Raw genomic sequence first — 21,474 nt, 5'->3', positions numbered from 1 at the left:
GTCACAGCCCCGAGATCGAGCGTCAGAAGATCGCCGACTCGGCGTCGCGCAGCGGGGTGTACGTGAGGCCGTCGACACCGGAGAACTGCTCGATGTGGCCGGAGTACATCCGGTGCCCGACGTCGCTGAGCAGCGCGTCGTGGATGGGGATGAAGACCTTCGGGGCGATGCGACCGACGAAGGCGATCGAGTCCCGGCTCGCGGCCCACGGCGCGCTGAGCGGGTGGGCGAGGACGTCGACCGGGCCGGGCTCGCCGTCGTACGCGTCGCCCGGGTGGAAGAGGGAGGGCTCGCCGTCGGCCCGCAGGACGACACCGACGTTGGGGATGCGCGGCATCGCCGCGTGGTTGAAGGCGTGCAGCTCGCCGACCGGGGTGACCGTGACGTCGCCGACGGCGAAGTCCTCGCCCTGCCGGGACGGCACCGCCGGCAGGCCCTCGTCGCGCAGCTTCTCGGCCGTCAGGGGGTCGGTGTGCACCGTCGCTCCGGGGTTGGCGCGGATCAGGGCGCTGACCCGCTCCGGGTCGAAGTGGTCGGCGTGGTTGTGGGTGACGAGGACCGCGTCGAGGCCGGTCAGGTCCTCGAAACCCGTCGAGAAGCTGCCCGGGTCGATGAGGATGCGGCGGTCGGCGGCCTCGACGAGGAGGCAGGCATGTCCGAGGTGAGTCACACGCATGCCACCACCTAATCACGGTCCCCTCGACCGAACCGCGAGACACAGCACACGCGGGGCCTCAACGTTCTGCACGCGTCGCTGCCGGGTGCCAGACTCACCGCAGGACCGGTCGCACCGTGGACCGGCGCGTGCTGGCTCGGCCGGATCGGGGTGACGACGGGTGGACACCGTGGCGCACGACGCTGACCTGCGCCTGCTCCGGGCATACGAGCCCGTCGTGCGCCTCACCCGCGGCGAGTACTTCCTGCCGGTCGCCGTCGACGCCTACGTGGCACACGCGAGCCTCATCCGCGACGAGGCGGGGTCGGCCACGGTCCTCACGCCGACGGGCACCCTGGACCTGGCCGCGCTCGCTGCCCACGGTGCGGACCACGACGGGCCCGGCCTGTCACTGTCCGGCATCACCGAGCCGCGGTCGTTCCGAGAACGCCTGCGTCGCGCGCTGCCGGGCGCCCGCCCGAGCTTCCGCGCCGGCAGCCGTCTCGCGCAGGTCGGCCTGCTCGGCCGGACGATCGACACGTTGAGCCGGCTCTCGCTCCTGCTCCGCGGATCGGTGCCCGGCGGCAGCGCCGCGACCGCGTACGCCGTCCAGCAGGCGCACCTCTCCCCCGACCGCCCGACCTACTACGGCCGCGTCGTGCGCAGCGACGGCTGGGTCGTGTGCCAGTACTGGTTCTTCTACGCGTTCAACAACTGGCGTTCGGGCTTCTCCGGGGTCAACGAGCACGAGGCCGACTGGGAGCAGGTGACGGTCTTCCTCGACGGCACGGGCACGCTCGGCGACGACGGCCTGCCGCCACCCCGCTGGGTCGTCTTCAGCGCCCACGACGAGACGGGCGACGACCTGCGGCGCCGCTGGGACGACCCCGACCTCGCAACGGTCGACGGACGCCATCCCGTCGTCTTCGCCGGGGCCGGATCCCATTCCGGCGCCTACCTTCCCGGCGACTACCTCATCACCGTCGCACCCCCGTCCTGGGGCGGTGTCATCCCGGCCGTGCGCCGCCTCGCCAAGCTCTTCGCCCCGTGGGCGCGAGCGGCCCAGGGCGCCGGGCTGGGCATCCCCTACATCGACTACGCCCGCGGGGACGGCCCGTCCATCGGCCCGTCGGCCGAGCTGGCCTGGAGTCCTGTCGTCATCGACGACCGGACCCCGTGGGTGCGCGACTACCGCGGGCTCTGGGGCCACGACACGAAGGACCGTCTCGGAGGTGAACGAGGGCCTGCCGGCCCGCGCTACGAGCGCAACGCCACGGTCCGGCTGTCGTGGGGAGACCCCGTCGGCTGGGCCGCGCTCGCGAAGGTCGCCCCGAGCCCGGAGGCCGAGGCGGCCCTCGTCGCCGATCGCATCGACGAGATCGACCAGCAGCTCGCCGACCTCACCGAGCAGTCCGACGCCAGGGTCCACTCCCTGACGACGCGCGCCGCCGGTCTCGGCCCCGACAGCCCCGACGTGCGGGGTCTGGCGTCCGACGAGCGGGAGCTGACGTCCCTCCGGATGGATGCCGTGCGACTGCGCGACGAGCGGTCCCGGATGGAGCGTGCCCTGCGTGACGGACTCCCCACGGCAACACCCCACGCACACCTGTCCCGTCGTCGGACGCCGATCACCGCGAGCGATCGCTCGCGAGACCGCCTGCTCGCGGTCTGGGCCGTCGTGAGCACGCCCCTCGTCCTCTACCTCGTCGCCGGCTTCTTCAAGCCCGAGGTGACCGACCGGCCGCTCGGCGCCGCCGTGCTGCTCGTGCTCGTCCTCGGGGTCGAGGCCTTCACCCGCGGCTACTTCCTGGCGTATGCCGTCCGCGTCGTCGCGGTGCTCGGCGTCGTCGCGCTCGTGGCCGAGTTCGCGGGCAACTGGCAACCCGTGACGTACTGGGTGCTCGTGTCGGTGGCCGTGGTCGTGCTCGTCGTCAACCTGCGCGACGTCCTGCGACGGTAGACCCGGCGCGGCAACACGGGCGCGCCGGATCCACCATCGCCACATCCGGGCTCAGGCGTCGATGCTCGACATGTCGCCGTAGCGGGCACCCCGCACCGCGGCCCTCGGCACGGCTGCGTCGATCGCGGCCAGGTCCTCGGCGGTCAGCTGCACGGATGCGGCCCCGACGTTCTCCTCGAGGTAGCGCACCCGCTTCGTCCCGGGGATCGGCGCGACGTCGTCACCCTGGGCGAGAACCCAGGCGAGGGCGAGCTGTCCGGCGGTCGCTCCCTTCGACTCGGCGATCTCGCGCACCCGCGCGACGAGGGCCAGGTTCGCCTCGAGGGCCTCGCCCTGGAAGCGCGGGAAGTAGGCGGCGGCGGAAGTCGCCGGCCTCGAGGTCGTCGGGTGAGGTGATGGCCCCGGTGAGGATGCCGCGTCCGAGGGGCGAGTAGGGCACGAGCCCGATGCCGAGCTCGCGCAGCGTCGGGAGGATCTCGTCCTCGACGTCGCGGGTGAAGAGCGAGTACTCGGTCTGGAGCGCGGTGATCGGGTGGACGGCGTGGGCGCGCCGGATGGTCGAGGGCGAGGCCTCCGAGAGACCGAGGTGGCCGACCTTGCCGGCCTCGACGAGCTCGGCCATGGCGCCGACGGTCTCCTCGATCGGCACGTTCGGGTCGACGCGGTGCTGGTAGTAGAGGTCGATGTGGTCGATGCCGAGCCGCTGGAGGGAGGCGTCGGCCGCGCGGCGGACGTAGTCGGGGCGGCCGTTGATGCCGAGCCGGGTGCCGTCCTCGGCTCGCTCGTTGCCGAACTTCGTGGCGAGGACGACGCCCTCACGGCGACCGTCGAGGGCCCGACCGACGAGCTTCTCGTTGGTGAACGGCCCGTACATGTCGGCCGTGTCGAGGAAGGTGACGCCGAGGTCGAGGGCGCGGTGGATCGTCGCGACGGCGGCGGCCTCGTCACCCGTGCCGTAGAACTCGGACATCCCCATGCAGCCGAGGCCGATGGTCGAGACGGTCAGTGGTGACGCCGCGCCGAGGGTGCGCGTGCCGAGCGGTGCTCGGTCTCCTGCAGGGGTGGTGGTCTCGGGGATCTGGGTCATGCGATCGAGTGAAACGCTTCGAGCGCGCTCGAAGTCAAGCAGTCGACCGCGCCGCCGCGCGCCGGTGCTGGAACCTCAGGTCTCGGCGCGCTCGAGCGCGGACTGGTAGATCCCGATCTTGTTGTCGATGGCGCCGAGGTGCTCGGTGACCTCGGCGAGCTGGGACAGCACCCGCGCCCGGTGGTTCTGGAGCAGCGCGAGCCGCTCGGTCTCGTTGCCGTCTCCCTGCCGGCAGAGCGCGGCATACGCCTTGACCTCGCGGATCGGCATTCCCGTGGCGCGCAGGCGCGTCAGCATCCGCACCCACGTGAGGTCGCGCTCGGTGTAGACGCGGTGACCCGAGCTCGTGCGGCCGACGCCGCGCAGCATCAGCCCGTCGCGCTCGTAGTAGCGCAGCGTGTGCGTGGTCAGGCCGGTGCGTTCGGAGGCCTCGGCGATGGTCAGCCCCTGGGGCGGTGCGATGACGGTCACGGGACCATGCTGACGCTTCGAGCACACTCGAAGTCAAGCGGGAGGGCGGCTGCCGTGCTCCCGTCCACCCGACACGGGCCGGCACACGGTGACGCGGAGCAGCCGTTGGCGACGACGGCCGACGCCGCGCGTGGACGCGCGGCGTCGCTCCTGGGCGTCCGGCCACGTCCAGCACTCCCAGCCGGCGGCGTCAGGCGGGGTGGGTGCCGGCACGGTCGCTCCTCTCTCCTCGGCGGGCGACCGAACGGGGCGGGTCCCCCGGCCCCGTTCGCCGGCCCCGCCGAACGGCCACGCTGGACGCGCACCTCGTGGCCGCGTGCTCTGGGAACGACGTGACACCCCCCGGGGTTACGCGTCGGTAGCCGGCCGACATCAGTGACGGGGCTGTCCGTGACCTCGGAGCCGGGACCACAGCCCCGCCGTGGGTGGCGGGAGCCGCAGCGACCCGGTGTCACCCGGGACGACCGCCGCCTCGCGCGCGGACTCGAGCTCGGCGACGGCCCGCAGCGAGTCGCTGATGAGGGAGCCGTAGACAGGCCACTGCTCGGGGTCCTCGAGGGGCGTCGTGCGCACCTGCTCACTCAGCGAGGTGAGGACCTCCCGAGCCCTGGCCGCGCCCTCGTCGAACCTCCGGGTCGCCTCGTCGTCGTGTCGGCCCAGCTGTGAGACGGCCTGCGCGATGCCGTCGAGGGCGTCGGCGTACTCCGCGAGGAACGTGTCGGAGGGCGCGGGCCGTCGACGTCGCTCGTCAGCGGCATCGACGAGGGTCCGGCCGATGCCCGTGACCTCCCAGACGGTCCGGCGGAGCGTCGTGACGGTGCGCTCGTAGCCGTCCCAGTCGACGTCTGCGGGACGGATGTTGTCTCGCAGGTTGAAGCGCATGCTCTCGCGACCGGTGCGGATGTCGTCGACGACGTACGGCGCCTTGTCGCCGATCTCGCCCCCGCGGCGGTACCACCGACGTGCCGACTGGACGTCCCAGTCACCGCGGAGCCCGGTGGCCATCTCCTCGAGGAGCTCACGCACCTGTCGCGCGAGCGCCGACACCCGTTGACGCGGTTTGGTCAGGTGGAGCGGTGCGAGCACGATCGCGTTGGTCGCCACCCCGATGATGCCGCCGGCCACCGTCTCGACGATCGTCAGATAGGTGAACTGCTCGTCGGTGCCACCGGCCGTGATGAGCGACAGAAGCACCATGGCCGGCACCTGGATGCCGTGCTCCCCCAGACGCGACCACCGCCCGATGACGAGCGCGACGAGGATGACCCCGAACATCGTCCACCACGTGACCCCGAAGACCGTGGCGACGACCCACGCGACACTGAGCCCGAGCACGACGGCGGCGATGCGCTGGGCGCTGGCCGACAGGGAACGCACCATGGTGCGGTCGACGACGAGCAGGGCGGCCATCGGCGCGTAGAACGGGACCGGGCTGTCGAGCACCCGCACGGCGAACTGCCACGCCAGCACGGTCGCGACCGCCGCCTTGACGAGGAGAAGCAGGGCGTCGCGTTCCGGCCCGGGCTGGTGCAGCGCCCGACGCAGGGCCCGCAGCCTCTGGTTGGTGTCGTCCCGCCACTGGCTCATGTGCGGTGACCCGCCGCCGCGTCCGGAGGACCGGCCGCCCCTGGTGCCCGCTCACCCGCGCCCGGCCTTCTGGCGGGGGCGCTCACGGGGACCTGCGCTCCGAGGCCTCTTCGACGGCCCGCTTGTCGATGTCGTCCATGGCGCGGGTGTCCCGCGGCACCGCGAACGGTTCGAGGTCCTCCGGGACGCCCTCGGCGATCGCGCGGCTCCGGTCGAGCTCGGCGTTGACCTCGGCGCCGAGCAGGATCGCGATGTTCGTCAGCCACAGCCAGACGAGGAAGATGACGACACCGGCGAGGGACCCGTAGGTCTTGTTGTACGACGAGAACAGCGCGACGTAGACGGCAAACAGCCCCGAGACGACGAGCCAGATCAGCACGGCGATGACGCCGCCGGGACTGACCCACTTGACCCCTCCCTGCTTCGCGTTGGGACTGGCCCAGAAGAGCACGGCGAAGAGCACCGACACGAGGACCAGCAGCACGGGCCACTTGAGCACCCCCCACACGAGAAGGGCCGTGTCCCCTGCACCGATGAGGTTGCCGACCTGCTCGGCCACCGGCCCGCTGACGACGACGATCACCGCGCTGGCGACCATGACGACGACGGCGAACAGGGTCACCCCGACGCGGATCGGCACCGTCTTCCAGATCGGACGACCCTCCGGGATGTCGTAGATGACGTTGGAGGCCCGCATGAACGCCGAGACGTAGCCCGAGGCCGACCAGAGCGCCACGAGCAGCCCGAGGACCGCCCCGAAGCCGGCGCTCGTCCGGTTCGCCTGTGCCTGGGTGATGAGCGTGCGCACGAAGTCCGCGCTCGAACCGGGTGCGATCGCCTGGACCTGGCTGACCACCTGCGCGGTGGCGTCGCGGCCCATCAGTCCGAGCGCGGCGACGAGCACGGCGAGAGCCGGGGCGATCGAGAGAAGGCCGTAGTAGGTCAACGAGGCGGCGAGGTCAGTGAGGTTGTCCCGCTTGAACTCGACCCGGGCGCGCTTGACGGCCGCGACGAGCGAGGACCGAGGCAGGTCGGAGGGACTGTCGGGGGTGTCGGACTGTGCCGGGCTGCGGCTGCTGCGTGAGGGGTCGCTTGCTGGTGCCATTCCCTGCCCGTACCCAGTGGGTGGGACGACCGCACGGGACGGGGGCCGGTCCCGGGTGGTCGTCGGGCAATGGCAGCATGGGGCGCTGCTGTGGGTACGAAGCACTACGCGTCGCCCGACAGGGCAGGTGGTCGCCTCCGGACGGCGGGCACCACTGACCGCACGTCGGCACGTGCCGACACGAACCGGAGGGAGAGGCCGCGCATGGTGGACGTACAGCCTGACCTCATCGCCGGGCGCTACCGGCTCATGAACCGGATCGGCTCCGGCGGCATGGGTCACGTGTGGCTGGCCTGGGACGAGCGACTGAGCCGCGCCGTGGCCGTCAAGCAGCTGCACTCCCCCGTCGGCCTCGACGAGGCCGACGCTCGCGTCGCCCACGCACGCGCCATGCGGGAGGCCCGCAACACGGCCCGACTGCACCACCCCAACGCGGTGCCCGTCTTCGACGTCGTCGACCACGACGGCCAGCCGTGCCTCGTCATGCAGTACCTCCCGTCGCGGAGCCTGCACGCCGTGCTGGCCGAGCGCGGCCCCCTGCCGGTGCGCGAGGTCGCCCAGCTCGGCGCCGAGCTGGGCTCGGCCCTCGCCGCCGCGCACCGCGCCGACATCGTGCACCGCGACGTCAAGCCCGGCAACGTGCTCGTCGCCGAGGACGGCACGGCCCGCATCACCGACTTCGGGATCTCGCACGCCGTGGGCGACGTGTCCCTCACCTCGACCGGCATGGTGACCGGCACCCCGGCCTACCTCGCCCCGGAGGTCGCGCGCGGGGCGCCGTCGAGCCCGGCCTCGGACGTCTTCTCCCTCGGCGCGACCCTCTATGCCGCCGTCGAGGGCTCGCCGCCGTTCGGCACCGGAAACAACCCGATGGCGCTCCTGCACCGGGTGGCCTCCGGCTCGATCACCCCGCCCGGTGACGGTCCACTCGCCCCTGTCCTGCTCGCGATGCTCGCCGCGTCTCCCGACGACCGTCCCTCGATGCAGGACGTCTCGGCCGACCTCGCCGACGTCGCCGCCGGACGTCCGCCCCGGGGCCCCGTGCCCCCTCCCGGTGCCGGGACCGAACTCCGGCCCGACCGTACGCGGGTTCTTCCCGTGGGCGGGACGGCCCGGACCGCCGGCGCAGCGGCCGCGGGCGGCGCAGCGCCGGTCGCCGGCGACAACCTGGGCGGCGACACCTCGKACACCAGCCGACTGCCGGCGGCGGGGGCGTCCGGCGCCACCGACGCGCCGGCCCGAGTCATGGCGACTCCACCCTCCGACGCGACGCGGCTCGAGGGCGGCGACGACGACGGTGACGAGGGTGGCGTGGGTGGCGCTGACGTGGACCGGGACGGCGAGGCCCCGGTCCGTCGCCGCTCCGCCGTGCTCCTCGTCGTGGCCCTCCTCGTGCTCGCGGGCGCCGGCCTGGCCATCTGGGGCCTGCAGCGCGACACCACCGACCCCGGCGGGCAGGCTGCGCCGCCCGTCGCGTCGACCAGCCCGAGGACACCCAGCGTGACGCGACCGCCGACGTCGCCGACGACGTCGCGGGCCGAGTCGCCCTCGCCCTCGACGACCGCTCCGACCAGCACGCGCCCGGCGACCCCGTCGAACACGCCGTCCACGGCTCCTTCGACGGCTCCGTCCACGACGGTGTCGGGGCGCCCGACGGACGCCGAGCTCGCCCGCGCCGTGCGCGACTACTACGCGCTGCTCCCCGGCAACACGGACGCGGGGTGGGCGCGCCTGACCGACCGCTACCGGTCCACGACGTCCGGCAGCCGCGCGACCTACGAGCGCTTCTGGGGCTCCGTCTCCTCCGTCGACGTCCGCCAGGCGACCGGGTCGGCACCGCGGTCCGTCGTGGCGACCTTGCGCTACGCCTTCGACGACGGGCGTCGGTTCGAGGAGCGGACGGCATACTCCCTCGTCGACGACGGCGGGATCCTCAAGATCGACCGCTCGTCGGTGCTGAGCAGTCGCCAGCTCTGACGGGCAACGGCTCGGCGACGCGCCGAGGTGGGTCGATGTGTGTCGAGCCCCCGCCGACCGCGTTCGGGTGGCCGTGCCTCAGATCTGGGGCGGGGCGCCGCGGACGGCGGGGTGCTCGGGGTGTGGTTCGACGGTGACGGGGGATCCCGTCAGGGGCAACGCCACATGACCAGTGAACGAGCGGAGTGCCCTGCTCGGTTCCGCGCCGCGCCGACCGGGGCCACCACGCTCGTCGTGCAGGCCTGCGCGAGACGCTCGAGCATCGCTGCCCGCTCGCTGCCGGTCATCACGGTCGCGAACGTCTCGTCGTCGGCCGCCGTCACTGCACTCATCGTGGTTCTCCCTGGTCGCGGCACCCGGCTCTACCCTGTGGCCGGTGTCCCAGGAGTAGGTGTACCAGCCGCAAAGGGCGGATACGTCCCTATTGCCCGACTTTCTGCAAGAAAGTCTCAAGAAACGTGCAAGGGATGGTCAGCCGACGGCCGCGGCCAGAAGGGCGCGCGGCCGTCGGTGGGCCGTCGACCGACCGCTGGTCGACGGCCGGCGCCGGAGCTACATGCGCTCTGCGCCGTCCCGGATCGCCTCGCGGATGCGGGTGTACGTGCCGCACCGACAGACGTTGCGGATGCCGTCGAGGTCGTCGTCGGTGATGGCGCGACCCTCGGCCCTGACCTTGCGCACGAGCGCCACCGCCGCCATGATCTGGCCGGGCTGGCAGTAGCCGCACTGGGCGACGTCCCGTTGCAGCCACGCCTCCTGCATGGGATGCAGGTCGGCGCCGACCGTGTCGGGCAGGCCCTCGATCGTCGTGATCTCGTCGTCGGGGCCGACGTCCTTGACCTGCACCGAGCAGGGGTTGAAGGCCTTGCCGTTGAGGTGCGAGGTGCAGGCCTTGCAGACGTTGATGCCGCACCCGTACTTGGGTCCCGTGATGCCGAGGACGTCGCGCAGGACCCAGAGGAGCCGCACGTCGTCGGCCACGTCGACGGTGACGGACTCGCCGTTCACCCGGAAGGTGTGCTGTGCCATGGGGGTGCTCCTCAGTAGGTGTGGGCGAGGCCGTCGGTGGGCGACGGCGGCACCGGGGGGACGAAGGTCTTCGGGGTGAACGACACGGTCCCGTGGTTCACCGGGAACCGGGTCGGGACGGTGCCGGTGGCGCGGGCGTAGGCACACGCCGTGGCGGCGACGGAGGCGGCGACGCCGGCCTCACCTGCGCCGCCGGGGAGCTCGGCGTCCGAGGGCATGACGATGCACTCGAAGGTCAGGGGCACGTTCCACTGGCGCGTGTAGAAGTAGTTGTCCCAGCTCGCCTCGAGGAAGTGACCGTCCTGCAGGTGGTTGCTGCTCGTCAGGGCGAGCGCGATGCCGTCGGAGACGCCGCCCATCATCTGCGCCTCGAGTCCGCGCGGGTTGACGACGAGCCCGGCGTCGATGGCGATGATGGCCTTGGTCACGCGGGGACCGGTCACGGCGTCTCGGACCTGCCGGTTCACGGTCTCGGGGCGGCAGTCGATCTCGACGAGGACCGCCGTCGCGCCCTTGTACTCCGAGTGGATCGCGATCCCCTGGGCGGTGCCGGACGGCATCGACCGTCCCCACTGCCCGACCTCGGCGACCTTGCGCAGACAGGCCTTGACGCGCTCGTTGCGCAGGAACGCCAGGCGGAAGGCGAGCGGGTCCTTGCGCAGCTTCTTGGCGAGCTGGTCGATGAACAGCTCGTTGGCGCAGGCGACGTCGGGCGAGTAGATGTTGCGCATGCTGCCGGTGTTGAAGCCCATGTCGACCTCGCCCAGCAGCTGGGTCACGACCCCGAAGTCGTAGGGCAGCTCCTGGGTCAGCGTGAAGATCGACTCCGCCAGACCGAGGTTGCCCAGGCCGGCGGGGAGCTCTGACGCCATCGCGGTCAGCCGCTCGCCCAGGCCGTGCGAGAAGTCGGTCTTGATGCTCGTGTGCCGCTGCTCGAAGGTGAGCACCTCACCCGCGAGCAGCGTGGCGCGGATCCGTGACGTCGCCATCGGGTGCGTGCGCCCCTGACGGGGCTCGTCGGCCCGGTGCCACATGAGCTTGACGGGCTTGCCCATGGCCCGGGAGATCTTCGCGGCCTCGATCGCCGCGTCACCGAAGAGCTTGTGCCCGAAGGACCCTCCGCCGGTCACGACGTTGACGGCGACGCGGGCGATCGGCAGGCCGAGGGCCTTGGCGATGTTGCGCTGGGCGACGATGGGAGCCTTGAGGCCGGCCCAGACGGTGGCTCGGTCGTCGCGGACGTCGGCGATGGCGCAGTTGGGCTCGAGGGCCGCGCTGCTGCGGAACATGAACTCGAAGCGCAGGTCGACGGTCTGCGCCAGCAGCGGCACCTTGGGCACGGTCATGGGCAGCTCGGCGGCCTTGAGCCGGCGCAGCACCGAGTCGTCCGACTCGCCCTCGACCGGGCCGCCGTCCCACGTGACCCGGAGGGCGCGGACGGCGTCGATGCACTGGCCGAACGTCTCGGCCCGCACGGCGACACCCGTGTCGACGACGACGACGTCGGTGACGCCGGGCAGGGCCCGGACCGCCGCGAGGTTGTCGACGCTGCGCGGCGATCCGTTGAGCGTGGGCGGGCGGCACACCATCGTCGGCAGGGCGTCAGGCACGTCGAGGTCCATGGTGAAGCGCTTGCGCCCCGTCACGGCATCGAGCGCGTCGATCCGGCTGCGGGGCGTGCCGATGACGTCGAACGAGCTCGTCGCCGTGAGCTCGACGTCCACGGCCGCCGTCGTCGAGCTCGCGGCGGCGCCCGACAGCTCGGCATACGTTCGCGTGCCGCCGTCCGGAGCGGTGACGACACCGCCCTTGGCGACGAGCGAGGCCACGGTGGCGCCGAGCGCGGTCGCCGCGGCCTCCAGGAGGGCCCCACGGGCCACCGCGGCGGCCACCCGGATCGGGGTGAACATCGACTGCATCGTGTTCGACCCGCCGGTGAGCTGGTTGAAGACGAGCTCGGGGCGCGCGGGGGCCAGTGTCACGCGTACGTCCTCGACGCGCATCGAGAGCTCGTCGGCGATGATCATGGCCGCGGCCGTCGTGATGCCCTGCCCGACCTCCATCCGCGGGATCGCGAAGTGGGCCAGGCCGTGGTCGTCGACGGTGATGGTGATCAGCTGCGACGTCGGGAGCGCCGAGTGGGTCTGGAGGTCGCCGAGGTCGTAGAGCTCGGGCACCTGCGGCGCACTCGGGACCGCGGCCGAGGCAGGAGCGGCGCCGCCGACCTCCGCCGCGACGGTGAGCGTGGCCCCGGCGACGACGAAGCCGATGAAGCGCCTACGGCTGATGCCGTCGGGTGGTGAGCCATGGGCTTGGACGGAGCTCTGGGCGTGCGGGTGGCCGGGCGTCGTCGTCATTGACTGGGGTCCCTTCTCGGAACGTGCACGTGCGTCCGGGGTGCCGTGGGGTGGGGGCGGGTCGCACGTGGTGGTGCCTCCGTGGTTCGCCGCAGAGGCGGATCCGGATTGCCCTGCCCCAACGAGCCGACGAGGCGCGATGTCACGGGCGCCGCGAGATGGCACCCATACAGTGGGTTCCGTGCCCAGTCAGGTCGATCCGACGCCCCGATCGAATACCGGGCGCGCCGCCGACGTCGTCGACGTCTTCGTCTACGTCGTCGTGCTCAACCTCTTCATCGAGTACGTCCCAGCGGTCATCAGCGAGACCTTCACGCTGTCGCTGCTCACGGCGGTCCTGCTCAAGGGCGTCCTCGAGGTCGTCGTCGCGGTGAAGAAGCGGGCGAGGGGCCGGTTCACCGCCGCGCGCAGCGCCGTGGGCAAGGTCGGCGCCGGGCTGCTCCTGTGGGGCGTCCTCGTCGGCAGCAAGTTCGTCGTGCTCAAGACCATCGATCTCGTCTTCGGCGACAGCGTCAGCCTCGGCGGGTTCGTGTCGGTGACGCTGCTCATCCTCACGCTCCTGCTGAGCCTGCTCGTCGTGCGCCGGCTGCTCGCCCCTCCGTCGCGGGTTCCGGCGCCTGCGGGCTGAGGCCCTCGACGTGCGCCCGCGAGGCTGCGACAGTGGGCTCATGTCACTCGAGACGTGGTGGTCCGCTGTGCGACCCGAGACCAGGGACTGGATCGTCGCCCACAACGGCGAACCGCTCCCGCTCGACGTCGTCGAGGACATCACGCGAGTCAGCGGTCCCGTCGACCCCGACGCCTGGTGGGTCGCCGGCCGTGGGCCTGACGGGCTGGGGCTCTCGGACGCCGCCGTCGACTGGGTCGAGACCGTGGCCAATGGCGAGGCTCCCCCCGAGCCCTAGCCGACGTCGGCGAGCCACTCGCCGACGAGGCGCGAGATCCCGCGGTTGCCCCTCAGCGCGGCAGGCGCGAGGTCCCGAGGTCGATGACGTCGCTCGCCACGTCGTCGAGGTCGCGGCCGGTTGCCTCGGCGTGCCTGCACAACAGCGCGTGGGCCTCGTCGGCGGTCAGGCCGCGGCGCACCACCACGAGGTCGACGGCCACTGCGAGGTCGATGCCGTCGGACGGACCCGACCGCCCTGAGGTCGCCGGGGACCGGTCGAGGGTCCGGCCGACGTTCCGGCCGTTGGCGCCCTCTGACCGGCCGCGCGGGGCTCCGGGCGCTGACGACGTGCTCACCTCGCACCCATACCCGGCAGGTGCCCGGTCCTCTCACCGCGGCCACCAGCCGGCTCGGACCCGACCTGACCGTGCGGCGTCAGGCCCGAGCGGGCCGCTCGCGACCGAAGGTGGCTGGCGTCGTGAGACGTGCCGAGCACGTGCGATCGGTGACGAAGGGCTGCAGCTCGACCTCGGCGCCCTCCTCGCCGACGGCGGTCATGGTGCCGCGGATCAGCCCCCGGTGGATGGCGCACACGACCTCCGGGTGGGCCCGCGCCATCGCGAGGAAGGGACAGTCGTTGAGGGTGAGCTCGACGGTACGGCCACCCTCGGAGGTGGCCAGCTCGGGCCGGTAGCCCCACTCGTCGAGCAGGTCGACGGCCATGCCGACCTTGCCGAGCCAGCCACCCGGGGTCGAGGCCGGCGGCGGCGCGGGCTCCTCGCGCCGTCCACGCACCCAGCGCTCTCCGGCGCCCTCGGGGTCGCCGGGCGAGCCGTCCGCCGCGTCGGACCAGGCGCTCGTCAGCAGCTCGGTGAAGGCATGCAGGGCCTCCTGGCTCGCGAGGCCCGGCCGCGTGCTCCGGGCGTCGACGTAGATCTTGCGGGGCCGACCCACGGCGCCGCGCCGCTGCACGGTCGCGACGAGCCCGGCGCCGACGAGCCGCTCGAGGTGGAAGCGGGCCGTGGTGACGTGGAGGCCGAGGGCGGCACCGACCTCGGAGGCGCTGAGCCCGCCTCTTTCGCGGCCGCGCGTCCCGGCGGAGGCGTCGTGGGTCCCGACCGGGTCGCCGGAGTCGGCGAGCAGGTCGAGGACGGCCCGACGCATGGGCGACGTCTGGACGTCGCTGCGGATGGCACCCGGCACGCCGATCCTCCTTTTCGTTGATTTGGAGGATAAGCCAGAGCCTGCCTCAGCGAAAAGCGGGATCGAGAATGCCGTTGGCCCGATAGCCGTTTGCCGCGCCGGAACCCGCTGGGAGCAGTAGCGTTGCGCTCAGTTCGGGGACACCGGGGCCGTGCCACGGCGGTCGTCGAACCCGCGCAACCGATCGCTTCGATGCACCCCCCATCGTCGATTTGGAGGACTCATGCCTCTCCTGCCCCACCGCGTTGCCCGACCGGGGTGGCACCCGTGAGCGCGGCCTTCCGCAGCACCGACACGGCCAGGGGTGGGGTCGACGGCCCGGCCTCGGCCGCGCTGCTCCGTGCCGGCCGGTTCTTCACGCGCTGGGAGGAGTCCGACGACGGGCGTGCCGTCTTCCGCGAGGGCGGGCGAGCGGGCGACGTCTTCTACCGCGACCGGTGGAGCCACGACAAGGTCGTCCGCTCGACCCACGGGGTCAACTGCACCGGCTCCTGCTCGTGGAAGGTCTACGTCAAGGACGGGATCATCACCTGGGAGACGCAGCAGACCGACTACCCGTCCGTCGGCCCCGACCGACCGGAGTATGAGCCCCGCGGCTGCCCGCGCGGCGCGGCCTTCTCCTGGTACACCTACTCCCCCACCCGCGTGCGCTACCCCTACGTGCGTGGCGTCCTCCTCGAGATGTACCGCGAGGCCAAGGGCCGCCTCGGCGACCCGGTGGCCGCCTGGCACGAGATCACGACCGATCCCGACAAGCGCCGCCGCTACCAGAGCGCCCGCGGCAAGGGCGGCCTCGTGCGCGCGTCGTGGGGCGAAGCCGTCGAGATCGCGGCCGCCGCGCACGTCCACACGATCAAGGAGTACGGCCCCGACCGCGTCGCCGGCTTCTCGCCGATCCCCGCGATGTCGATGGTGTCGCACTGCGTCGGCACCCGCTTCATCCAGCTCATCGGCGGCGTCATGACGAGCTTCTACGACTGGTACGCCGACCTGCCCGTCGCGAGCCCGCAGGTCTTCGGCGACCAGACCGACGTGCCGGAGTCGGGCGACTGGTGGGACGCGACCTACCTCATGATGTGGGGCTCCAACGTCCCGGTGACCCGCACGCCCGACGCGCACTGGATGGCTGAGGTCCGCTACCGCGGCACGAAGATCGTCACGGTGAGCCCCGACTACGCCGACAACACGAAGTTCGCCGACGAGTGGATGCCCGCCCAGGCCGGCACGGACGCAGCGCTCGCGATGGCCATGGGCCACGTGCTCCTCAAGGAGTTCTTCGTCGACCGTGAGGTGCCCTTCTTCACCGACTACGTGCGCACCTACAGCGACCTCCCCTTCCTCATCCGTCTGGAGGCACCCGAGGAGCCGTATGCCGCCGCGTCGGGTGAGGGGGCCGGTGCCCCCTTCGTGCCCGGCAAGTTCCTCACCGCGTCCGACCTCTCGGCTGATGGCGCCGCCGTTCCCGACGAAGATGCCTGGAAGACGGTGCTGCTCGACGAGGTGACTGGACAGCCGGTCGTGCCGAACGGCTCGATGGGCTTTCGCTACGCGGACTCCGGCAAGGGCCGATGGAACCTCGACCTCGACGGCGTGGCCCCCGCCCTGACGATGACGGGCGGCGCCGCCGAGGCCGTCGAGGTGCTGCTCCCGGCGTTCGTCGAGCCCGACGGCACCGGCTCGGTGCTGCGTCGAGGAGTTCCCGCCCGGCGCGTCGGCGGCCACCTCGTGACGACCGTCTACGACCTCATGCTCGCGCAGTACGGCGTCGAGCGAGAAGGATTGCCGGGCAGCTGGCCCACGGGTTACGACGACGTCACCGCGCCCTACACGCCTGCCTGGCAGGCGGAGATCACCGGCGTGCCCGCGGAGCAGTGCATCCGCATCGCTCGCGAGTTCGCCACGAACTCCGAGCAGTCGCAAGGGCGCTCGATGATCATCATGGGCGCGGGCATCTGTCAGTGGTTCCACGGTGACGCGACCTACCGGGCGATCCTCTCGCTGCTGATCCTCACCGGCTGCATGGGTCGGAACGGCGGCGGCTGGGCGCACTACGTCGGCCAGGAGAAGTGCCGACCGATCACCGGCTGGATCTCCCTCGCCAACGCCCTCGACTGGGGCCGGCCGCCCCGGACCATGACGGGCACGTCGTACTGGTACATGCACACCGACCAGTGGCGCAACGACGGCTACTCCGCCGACTCGCTCAACTCGCCCCTCGCCAGAGGGCATCTGGCCGGCAAGCACACGGCCGACACGATCGCGCAGTCCGCCCGGATGGGGTGGATGCCGTTCTACCCGCAGTTCGGCACGAACCCGCTCCAGGTGGCGGAGGACGCCCAGGCCGCCGTCGACGCGGGCACCGCCGCCAGCCCGGCGGCCTACGTCGCCGACGCCCTGCACGACGGCACGCTGACCTCGGCGATCGAGGACGTCGACGCTCCGGAGAACTGGCCACGCACCCTCGTGCTCTGGCGGAGCAACCTCATGGGGTCCTCGGCCAAGGGCAACGAGTACTTCCTGCGCAACCTTCTCGGCACGCACCACAACGTCCTGGGCAGCGAGAACCCTTTGGCACCAAGGCCGTCCGAGGTGAAATGGCACAACGAGGCGCCGGAGGGCAAGCTCGACCTGCTGCTCTCGGCAGACTTCCGCATGACGTCGACGACGCTGCTCTCCGACATCGTCCTGCCCGCAGCGACGTGGTACGAGAAGCACGACCTCAGCTCGACCGACATGCACCCCTTCGTGCACGCCTTCACGCCCGCCATCGACCCGCCGTGGGAGGCCAAGAGCGACTTCGAGCTCTTCCACCTCCTCGCCGAGAAGCTCTCGGACCTCGCGCGCACCCACCTCGGAGTCCGCAAGGACCTCGTCAGCGTGCCGCTCATGCACGACACACCCGGCGAGACGGCCCAACCCGGTGGGCGCGCGGTCGACTGGCGGGCCACGGGGCACCCTGGCGTGCCGGGCAGGACGATGCCGGTCTTCCAGCTCGTCGAGCGCGACTACACCGCGATCAGCGAGAAGCTCGCCACCGTGGGCCCGCTCGCCGACAGCCTCGGCTTCACGGTCAAGAACGTCACCTACCGGGTCGAGGAGGAGGTGGCCCGCCTCGCCGCCAGGAACGGCGTCATGCTCGGGGGCGCCGGCGACGGCCGTCCGGCGATCGACACCGACGCGAAGCTGGCCGAGGCGATCCTCACCTTCTCCGGCACGACGAACGGTCACCTCGCGGTGCAGGGCTTCCGCACCCTCGAGGAGCGGGTCGGCAAGAAGCTCGTCGACCTCGCCGAGGGCTCGGAGGAGAAGCACGTCACCTTCGCCGACACGCAGAGCGCACCGGTGGCCGTCATCACCTCGCCCGAGTGGTCGGGCTCCGAGACCGGCGGGAGGCGATACGCGCCCTTCACCGTCAACATCGAGCGCCTCAAGCCCTTCCACACCCTCACCGGTCGGATGCACTTCTACCTCGACCACGACTGGATGCAGGACCTCGGCGAGGCGCTGCCCATCTACCGGCCGCCCCTCGACATGCACCGCCTCTTCGGCGAGCCGAAGCTCGGGCCAGACGGGTCGAAGCAGGTCACCGTCCGCTACCTGACGCCCCACTCAAAGTGGTCGATCCACTCGGAGTACCAGGACAACCTGCTCATGCTCTCGCTCTCACGCGGCGGCCCGACGGTGTGGATGAGTCCGCAGGACGCCGGCTCCATCGACGTCGCCGACAACGACTGGGTCGAGTGCCTCAACACCAACGGCGTGCTCGTCGGCCGCGCGATCGTCAGCCCCCGCATGCCGGAGGGCGTGGTCTACGTCCACCATGCGCAGGAGCGCACCATCGACGTGCCGAAGTCGGAGGCGACCGGTCGCCGCGGCGGCATCCACAACTCGGTGACGCGGCTGCTCGTCAAGCCGACCCACCTCATCGGCGGCTACGCCCAGCTGTCCTACACGTTCAACTACCTCGGACCGACGGGCAACCAACGCGACATGGTCTCGACGGTGCGCAAGCGATCGCAGGAGGTGACGTACTGATGCGTGTCATGGCCCAGATGGGCATGGTGATGAACCTCGACAAGTGCATCGGGTGCCACACGTGCTCGGTCACGTGCAAGCAGGCGTGGACCAACCGCGCCGGCACCGAGTACGTCTGGTTCAACAACGTGGAGACCCGCCCGGGACAGGGGTACCCGCGCCGCTACGAGGACCAGGAGACGTGGAAGGGCGGCTGGACGCTCACCCACCGCGGCAGCCTCAAGCTCAAGGCGGGTGGCCGGGTGCAGAAGCTCCTCGGCATCTTCGCGAGCCCCGTGCAGCCCAAGCTCGCCGACTACTACGAGCCCTGGACCTACGACTACCAGACCCTCATCGAGGCACCCCTCGGTGACGACTTCCCGGTCGCCCGGCCGAAGTCGCTCATCACCGGCGAGAACACGAAGATCACGTGGTCGGCCAACTGGGACGACAACCTCGGCGGCGCGAGCGAGATGGGCCACCTCGATCCCATCGTCGCGAAGCTCAACGCCTCGGTGCGGCGTGAGTCGGAGGAGAAGGTCCGCTTCGAGCTCGAGAAGACCTTCATGTTCTACCTGCCGCGCATCTGCGAGCACTGCCTCAACCCGTCGTGCATGGCCTCGTGCCCGTCGGGCGCGATCTACAAGCGCGAGGAGGACGGCATCGTCCTCGTCGACCAGGACCGGTGCCGCGGATGGCGGCAGTGCATCACGGGATGCCCGTACAAGAAGATCTACTTCAACCACAAGAGCGGCAAGGCCGAGAAGTGCACCTTCTGCTACCCCCGCGTCGAGGTGGGGCTGCCGACGGTCTGCTCCGAGACGTGTGTCGGGCGGCTGCGCTATCTCGGCCTCTTCCTCTACGACGCCGACCGCGTCACGGCCGCGGCGGCGACCCCCGACGAGGGCGACCTCTACGAGGCGCAGCTCGACCTCCTGCTCGACCCGAGCGACCCCGAGGTCGTCGCCGCGGCCCGGCGTGACGGCATACCGGACGACTGGATGGACGCGGCGCGGCGCTCGCCCGTCTACGCGCTCGCCAAGACCTACCGGGTGGCCCTGCCGCTGCACCCGGAGTACCGCACGATGCCGATGGTCTGGTACGTCCCACCGCTGTCGCCGATCGTCGACGTCCTCTCGTCGCAGGGTCACGACGCCGAGGACCGGACCGTGCTCTTCGGAGCGATCGAGGCGCTGCGCATCCCCGTCGACTACCTCGCCGAGCTCTTCACGGCCGGCCGCACCGACATCGTCACCGGCGTGCTCCAGAAGCTCGCCGCGATGCGCGCCTACATGCGCGACGTGTCGCTGGGCCGCGACGGCGACCCCGCGATCCCCGCGGCGGTCGGCATGAGCGAGGAGTCGCTCTACGAGATGTACCGCCTCATGGCGATCGCGAAGTACGCCGACCGCTACGTCATCCCCACGGCGCACGTCGAGCGGGCCCACGAGCTCGAGGAGATCGGCTGCTCGCTCGACTTCGACGAGGGGCCGGGCATGTACGAGTCGGGTCCGTTCGGCGAGGCGAGCGGACGTCCTGCACCGGTGGCCGTCGAGACGTTCAACGCGCTCAAGCAGCGGCAGACCTCCGACACGGCCATGGCGACGACCGAGTCCGGCTCCCTGACCGGGCGGGTCAACCTGCTCAACTGGGACGGCAACGGCGCTCCCCCGGGCCTCTTCCCGGGCCGCTCGGACGGGGACGCGCCGTGATCGGCCTGCACCGGCGGGCGGCACCACGGGACGACCGCGTCGTGCACCTCGTCGCCGGACGCTGCCTCGACTACCCGACCGCCGAGCTCGTCGCCGGGCTTCCCTCGATGCGTGATGCCCTTGCGGAGCAGGCCGACTCGGCCGCCGCCACGGCACTGGCGAGTCTCGTCACCCACCTCGACGGAGCCGCCCTGGCCGATCTCCAGCGCGCCTACGTCGACACCTTCGACCTCAGCCGCAAGCACGCGCTCTACCTGTCCTACTGGACCGACGGCGACACGCGCCGGCGGGGCGAGGTGCTCGGACGGTTCAAGACGGCATACCGCAGCAGTGGCGCTGTCGTCGACACGCACGGAGAGCTGCCCGACTACCTCCCGATGGTGCTCGAGTTCACCGCACGCGTCGACCCGGAGGCCGGCGTCGCGCTGCTCCAGGAGTACCGCGCGAGCCTCGAGCTGCTGCGGATCGCCTTGCAGGAGAAGAAGAGCGCGTATGCCGCCGCCGTCGTCGCCGTGTGCGCGACCCTTCCCGGGGAGTCCCCGCCCGACCGCGCCGCGGTCATGGAGATGGTCGGGCTGAGCGGACCGCACCCGACGGAGACGGTCGGGCTCGAGCCCTACGACCCGAGGCTCCTTCCGCTGCAACCGGCCTCGACCGGGGCACCGAGGGGTGGAGGGTCATGAGCACGTTCCTCTGGGGCATCCTCCCCTACCTCTGCATCGCGAGCCTCGTCGGTGGCACGGTCTGGCGCTACCGCTACGACAAGTTCGGCTGGACGACCCGGTCCTCACAGCTCTACGAGTCGCGCTTGTTGCGCATCGGGTCGCCGCTCTTCCACTTCGGCATCCTGCTCGTCTTCGTCGGCCACGTCGGCGGACTCGTCATCCCCGAGTCGTGGACCGAGGCCGTCGGCGTCAGCGAGGGGCTCTACCACGTCAACGCGCTGCTCTTCGGCGGTCTGGCGGGGGTCTGCACGCTGGCCGGCATCCTCATCCTCGTCTACCGGCGCCGCACGACCGGGCCGGTCTTCATGGCGACGACGAAGAACGACAAGCTGATGTACGTCCTGCTCGTCGGCGCCATCGTCCTCGGCCTCTGGACGACGCTCGTCAGCGTCGGGGCGGGCAGCGAGGCACACAACTACCGCGAGACCGTCTCGCCGTGGTTCCGGTCGGTGCTGCTGCTGAGCCCGGACGTGACGGCGATGGCGGCGGCCCCGGTGCAGTTCCACGTCCACGCGATCGTCGGGATGCTGCTCTTCGCGCTGTGGCCCTTCACGCGGCTCGTCCACGCCTTCACGGCCCCGCTGCACTACCTCTTCCGGCCCTACATCGTCTACCGGTCGCGCGACGGCCGGACCTCCGGCAACCGCTCCAGCCGGCCCGGCTGGAGCGGCGTCGGCACCTCCGACCGCGACCGCAGACACTGACC

General features: G+C 71.5%; 18 protein-coding genes and 1 pseudogene. 8 read left to right on the top strand and 11 right to left on the bottom strand.

All coding sequences use genetic code 11. The annotated features are described in order from the left end of the window. Positions 1–22: 22 nt before the first annotated feature. Entirely contained in the window at positions 23–676 is a 654-nt protein-coding gene (locus AC1DW8_RS13830; RefSeq protein ID WP_056772985.1) for an MBL fold metallo-hydrolase, read from the bottom strand. Positions 677–845: 169 nt separating this feature from the next. Here AC1DW8_RS13830 and AC1DW8_RS13825 point away from each other — a divergent pair, with 169 nt between their 5' ends. Then, the gene (locus AC1DW8_RS13825) at positions 846–2,615 is read left to right on the top strand and encodes a hypothetical protein (protein ID WP_056773055.1); all 1,770 of its coding nucleotides are present in this window, start codon (positions 846–848) and stop codon (positions 2,613–2,615) included. Positions 2,616–2,666: 51 nt separating this feature from the next. Here AC1DW8_RS13825 and AC1DW8_RS13820 read toward each other — a convergent pair. The 5 genes and pseudogenes from AC1DW8_RS13820 to AC1DW8_RS13800 form a co-directional block, all read right to left on the bottom strand. Then, positions 2,667–3,702: pseudogene (locus AC1DW8_RS13820) on the bottom strand (aldo/keto reductase). 75 nt (positions 3,703–3,777) lie between these two features. Beyond that, positions 3,778–4,173 (bottom strand): MerR family transcriptional regulator, encoded by a 396-nt coding sequence (locus AC1DW8_RS13815; protein WP_056772981.1) that lies wholly within the window; start codon positions 4,171–4,173, stop codon positions 3,778–3,780. Positions 4,174–4,206: 33 nt separating this feature from the next. Beyond that, positions 4,207–4,386: a hypothetical protein gene (locus AC1DW8_RS13810; protein WP_157623380.1), complete on the bottom strand. Its 180-nt coding sequence runs from the start codon at positions 4,384–4,386 to the stop codon at positions 4,207–4,209. Positions 4,387–4,545: 159 nt separating this feature from the next. Next, positions 4,546–5,760 (bottom strand): FUSC family protein, encoded by a 1,215-nt coding sequence (locus tag AC1DW8_RS13805; protein WP_056772978.1) that lies wholly within the window; start codon positions 5,758–5,760, stop codon positions 4,546–4,548. An 82-nt stretch (positions 5,761–5,842) separates the two neighbouring features. After that, the gene (locus AC1DW8_RS13800) at positions 5,843–6,865 is read right to left on the bottom strand and encodes a YihY/virulence factor BrkB family protein (protein WP_478094700.1); all 1,023 of its coding nucleotides are present in this window, start codon (positions 6,863–6,865) and stop codon (positions 5,843–5,845) included. Between the two features lie 204 nt (positions 6,866–7,069). Here AC1DW8_RS13800 and AC1DW8_RS13795 point away from each other — a divergent pair, with 204 nt between their 5' ends. Next, positions 7,070–8,842, top strand: coding sequence for a serine/threonine-protein kinase (locus AC1DW8_RS13795; RefSeq protein WP_478094698.1), 1,773 nt, complete (start codon positions 7,070–7,072; stop codon positions 8,840–8,842). 149 nt (positions 8,843–8,991) lie between these two features. Here AC1DW8_RS13795 and AC1DW8_RS13790 read toward each other — a convergent pair whose 3' ends face one another. From AC1DW8_RS13790 to AC1DW8_RS13780, 3 genes are all read right to left on the bottom strand, one after another. After that, positions 8,992–9,174, bottom strand: a complete 183-nt coding sequence (locus tag AC1DW8_RS13790) for a hypothetical protein (RefSeq protein ID WP_156023350.1) — start codon at positions 9,172–9,174, stop codon at positions 8,992–8,994. A 220-nt stretch (positions 9,175–9,394) separates the two neighbouring features. Then, on the bottom strand, positions 9,395–9,871 hold the full coding sequence (locus AC1DW8_RS13785; RefSeq protein ID WP_056772970.1) for a (2Fe-2S)-binding protein: 477 nt from the start codon (positions 9,869–9,871) through the stop codon (positions 9,395–9,397). An 11-nt stretch (positions 9,872–9,882) separates the two neighbouring features. Beyond that, positions 9,883–12,228, bottom strand: coding sequence for a molybdopterin cofactor-binding domain-containing protein (locus tag AC1DW8_RS13780; protein WP_478094695.1), 2,346 nt, complete (start codon positions 12,226–12,228; stop codon positions 9,883–9,885). Positions 12,229–12,409: 181 nt separating this feature from the next. Between AC1DW8_RS13780 and AC1DW8_RS13775 the strand changes: the two genes are divergently transcribed. Beyond that, positions 12,410–12,856: a hypothetical protein gene (locus AC1DW8_RS13775; RefSeq protein WP_478094693.1), complete on the top strand. Its 447-nt coding sequence runs from the start codon at positions 12,410–12,412 to the stop codon at positions 12,854–12,856. A 40-nt stretch (positions 12,857–12,896) separates the two neighbouring features. Further along, the gene (locus AC1DW8_RS13770) at positions 12,897–13,133 is read left to right on the top strand and encodes a hypothetical protein (RefSeq protein WP_478094691.1); all 237 of its coding nucleotides are present in this window, start codon (positions 12,897–12,899) and stop codon (positions 13,131–13,133) included. A gap of 52 nt (positions 13,134–13,185) precedes the next feature. On the opposite strand, the gene AC1DW8_RS13765 is transcribed toward AC1DW8_RS13770, so the two are convergent. Next, a complete protein-coding gene (locus AC1DW8_RS13765; protein WP_478094689.1) occupies positions 13,186–13,470 on the bottom strand; it encodes an ANTAR domain-containing protein in 285 nt (94 codons plus the stop codon). Between the two features lie 79 nt (positions 13,471–13,549). After that, on the bottom strand, positions 13,550–14,317 hold the full coding sequence (locus AC1DW8_RS13760; RefSeq protein WP_056825093.1) for a helix-turn-helix transcriptional regulator: 768 nt from the start codon (positions 14,315–14,317) through the stop codon (positions 13,550–13,552). 258 nt (positions 14,318–14,575) lie between these two features. Here AC1DW8_RS13760 and AC1DW8_RS13755 point away from each other — a divergent pair, with 258 nt between their 5' ends. From AC1DW8_RS13755 to narI, 4 genes are read left to right on the top strand one after another with little or no spacing between them, the layout of a single operon-like run. Beyond that, on the top strand, positions 14,576–18,352 hold the full coding sequence (locus AC1DW8_RS13755) for a nitrate reductase subunit alpha (protein WP_478094687.1): 3,777 nt from the start codon (positions 14,576–14,578) through the stop codon (positions 18,350–18,352). Then, positions 18,352–20,043: a nitrate reductase subunit beta gene (gene narH, locus AC1DW8_RS13750; RefSeq protein ID WP_056772953.1), complete on the top strand. Its 1,692-nt coding sequence runs from the start codon at positions 18,352–18,354 to the stop codon at positions 20,041–20,043. The genes AC1DW8_RS13755 and narH overlap by 1 nt, the downstream gene beginning before the upstream one ends. Then, a complete protein-coding gene (gene narJ, locus AC1DW8_RS13745) occupies positions 20,040–20,726 on the top strand; it encodes a nitrate reductase molybdenum cofactor assembly chaperone (protein WP_478094684.1) in 687 nt (228 codons plus the stop codon). The genes narH and narJ overlap by 4 nt, the downstream gene beginning before the upstream one ends. After that, positions 20,723–21,472 (top strand): respiratory nitrate reductase subunit gamma, encoded by a 750-nt coding sequence (gene narI / locus AC1DW8_RS13740; RefSeq protein ID WP_056825089.1) that lies wholly within the window; start codon positions 20,723–20,725, stop codon positions 21,470–21,472. The genes narJ and narI overlap by 4 nt, the downstream gene beginning before the upstream one ends. The last annotated feature ends 2 nt before the right edge of the window (positions 21,473–21,474 follow it).

Source organism: Terrabacter sp. P2_E3 (assembly GCF_056403915.1).
This window is presented reverse-complemented; position numbering and strand designations above follow the sequence as displayed.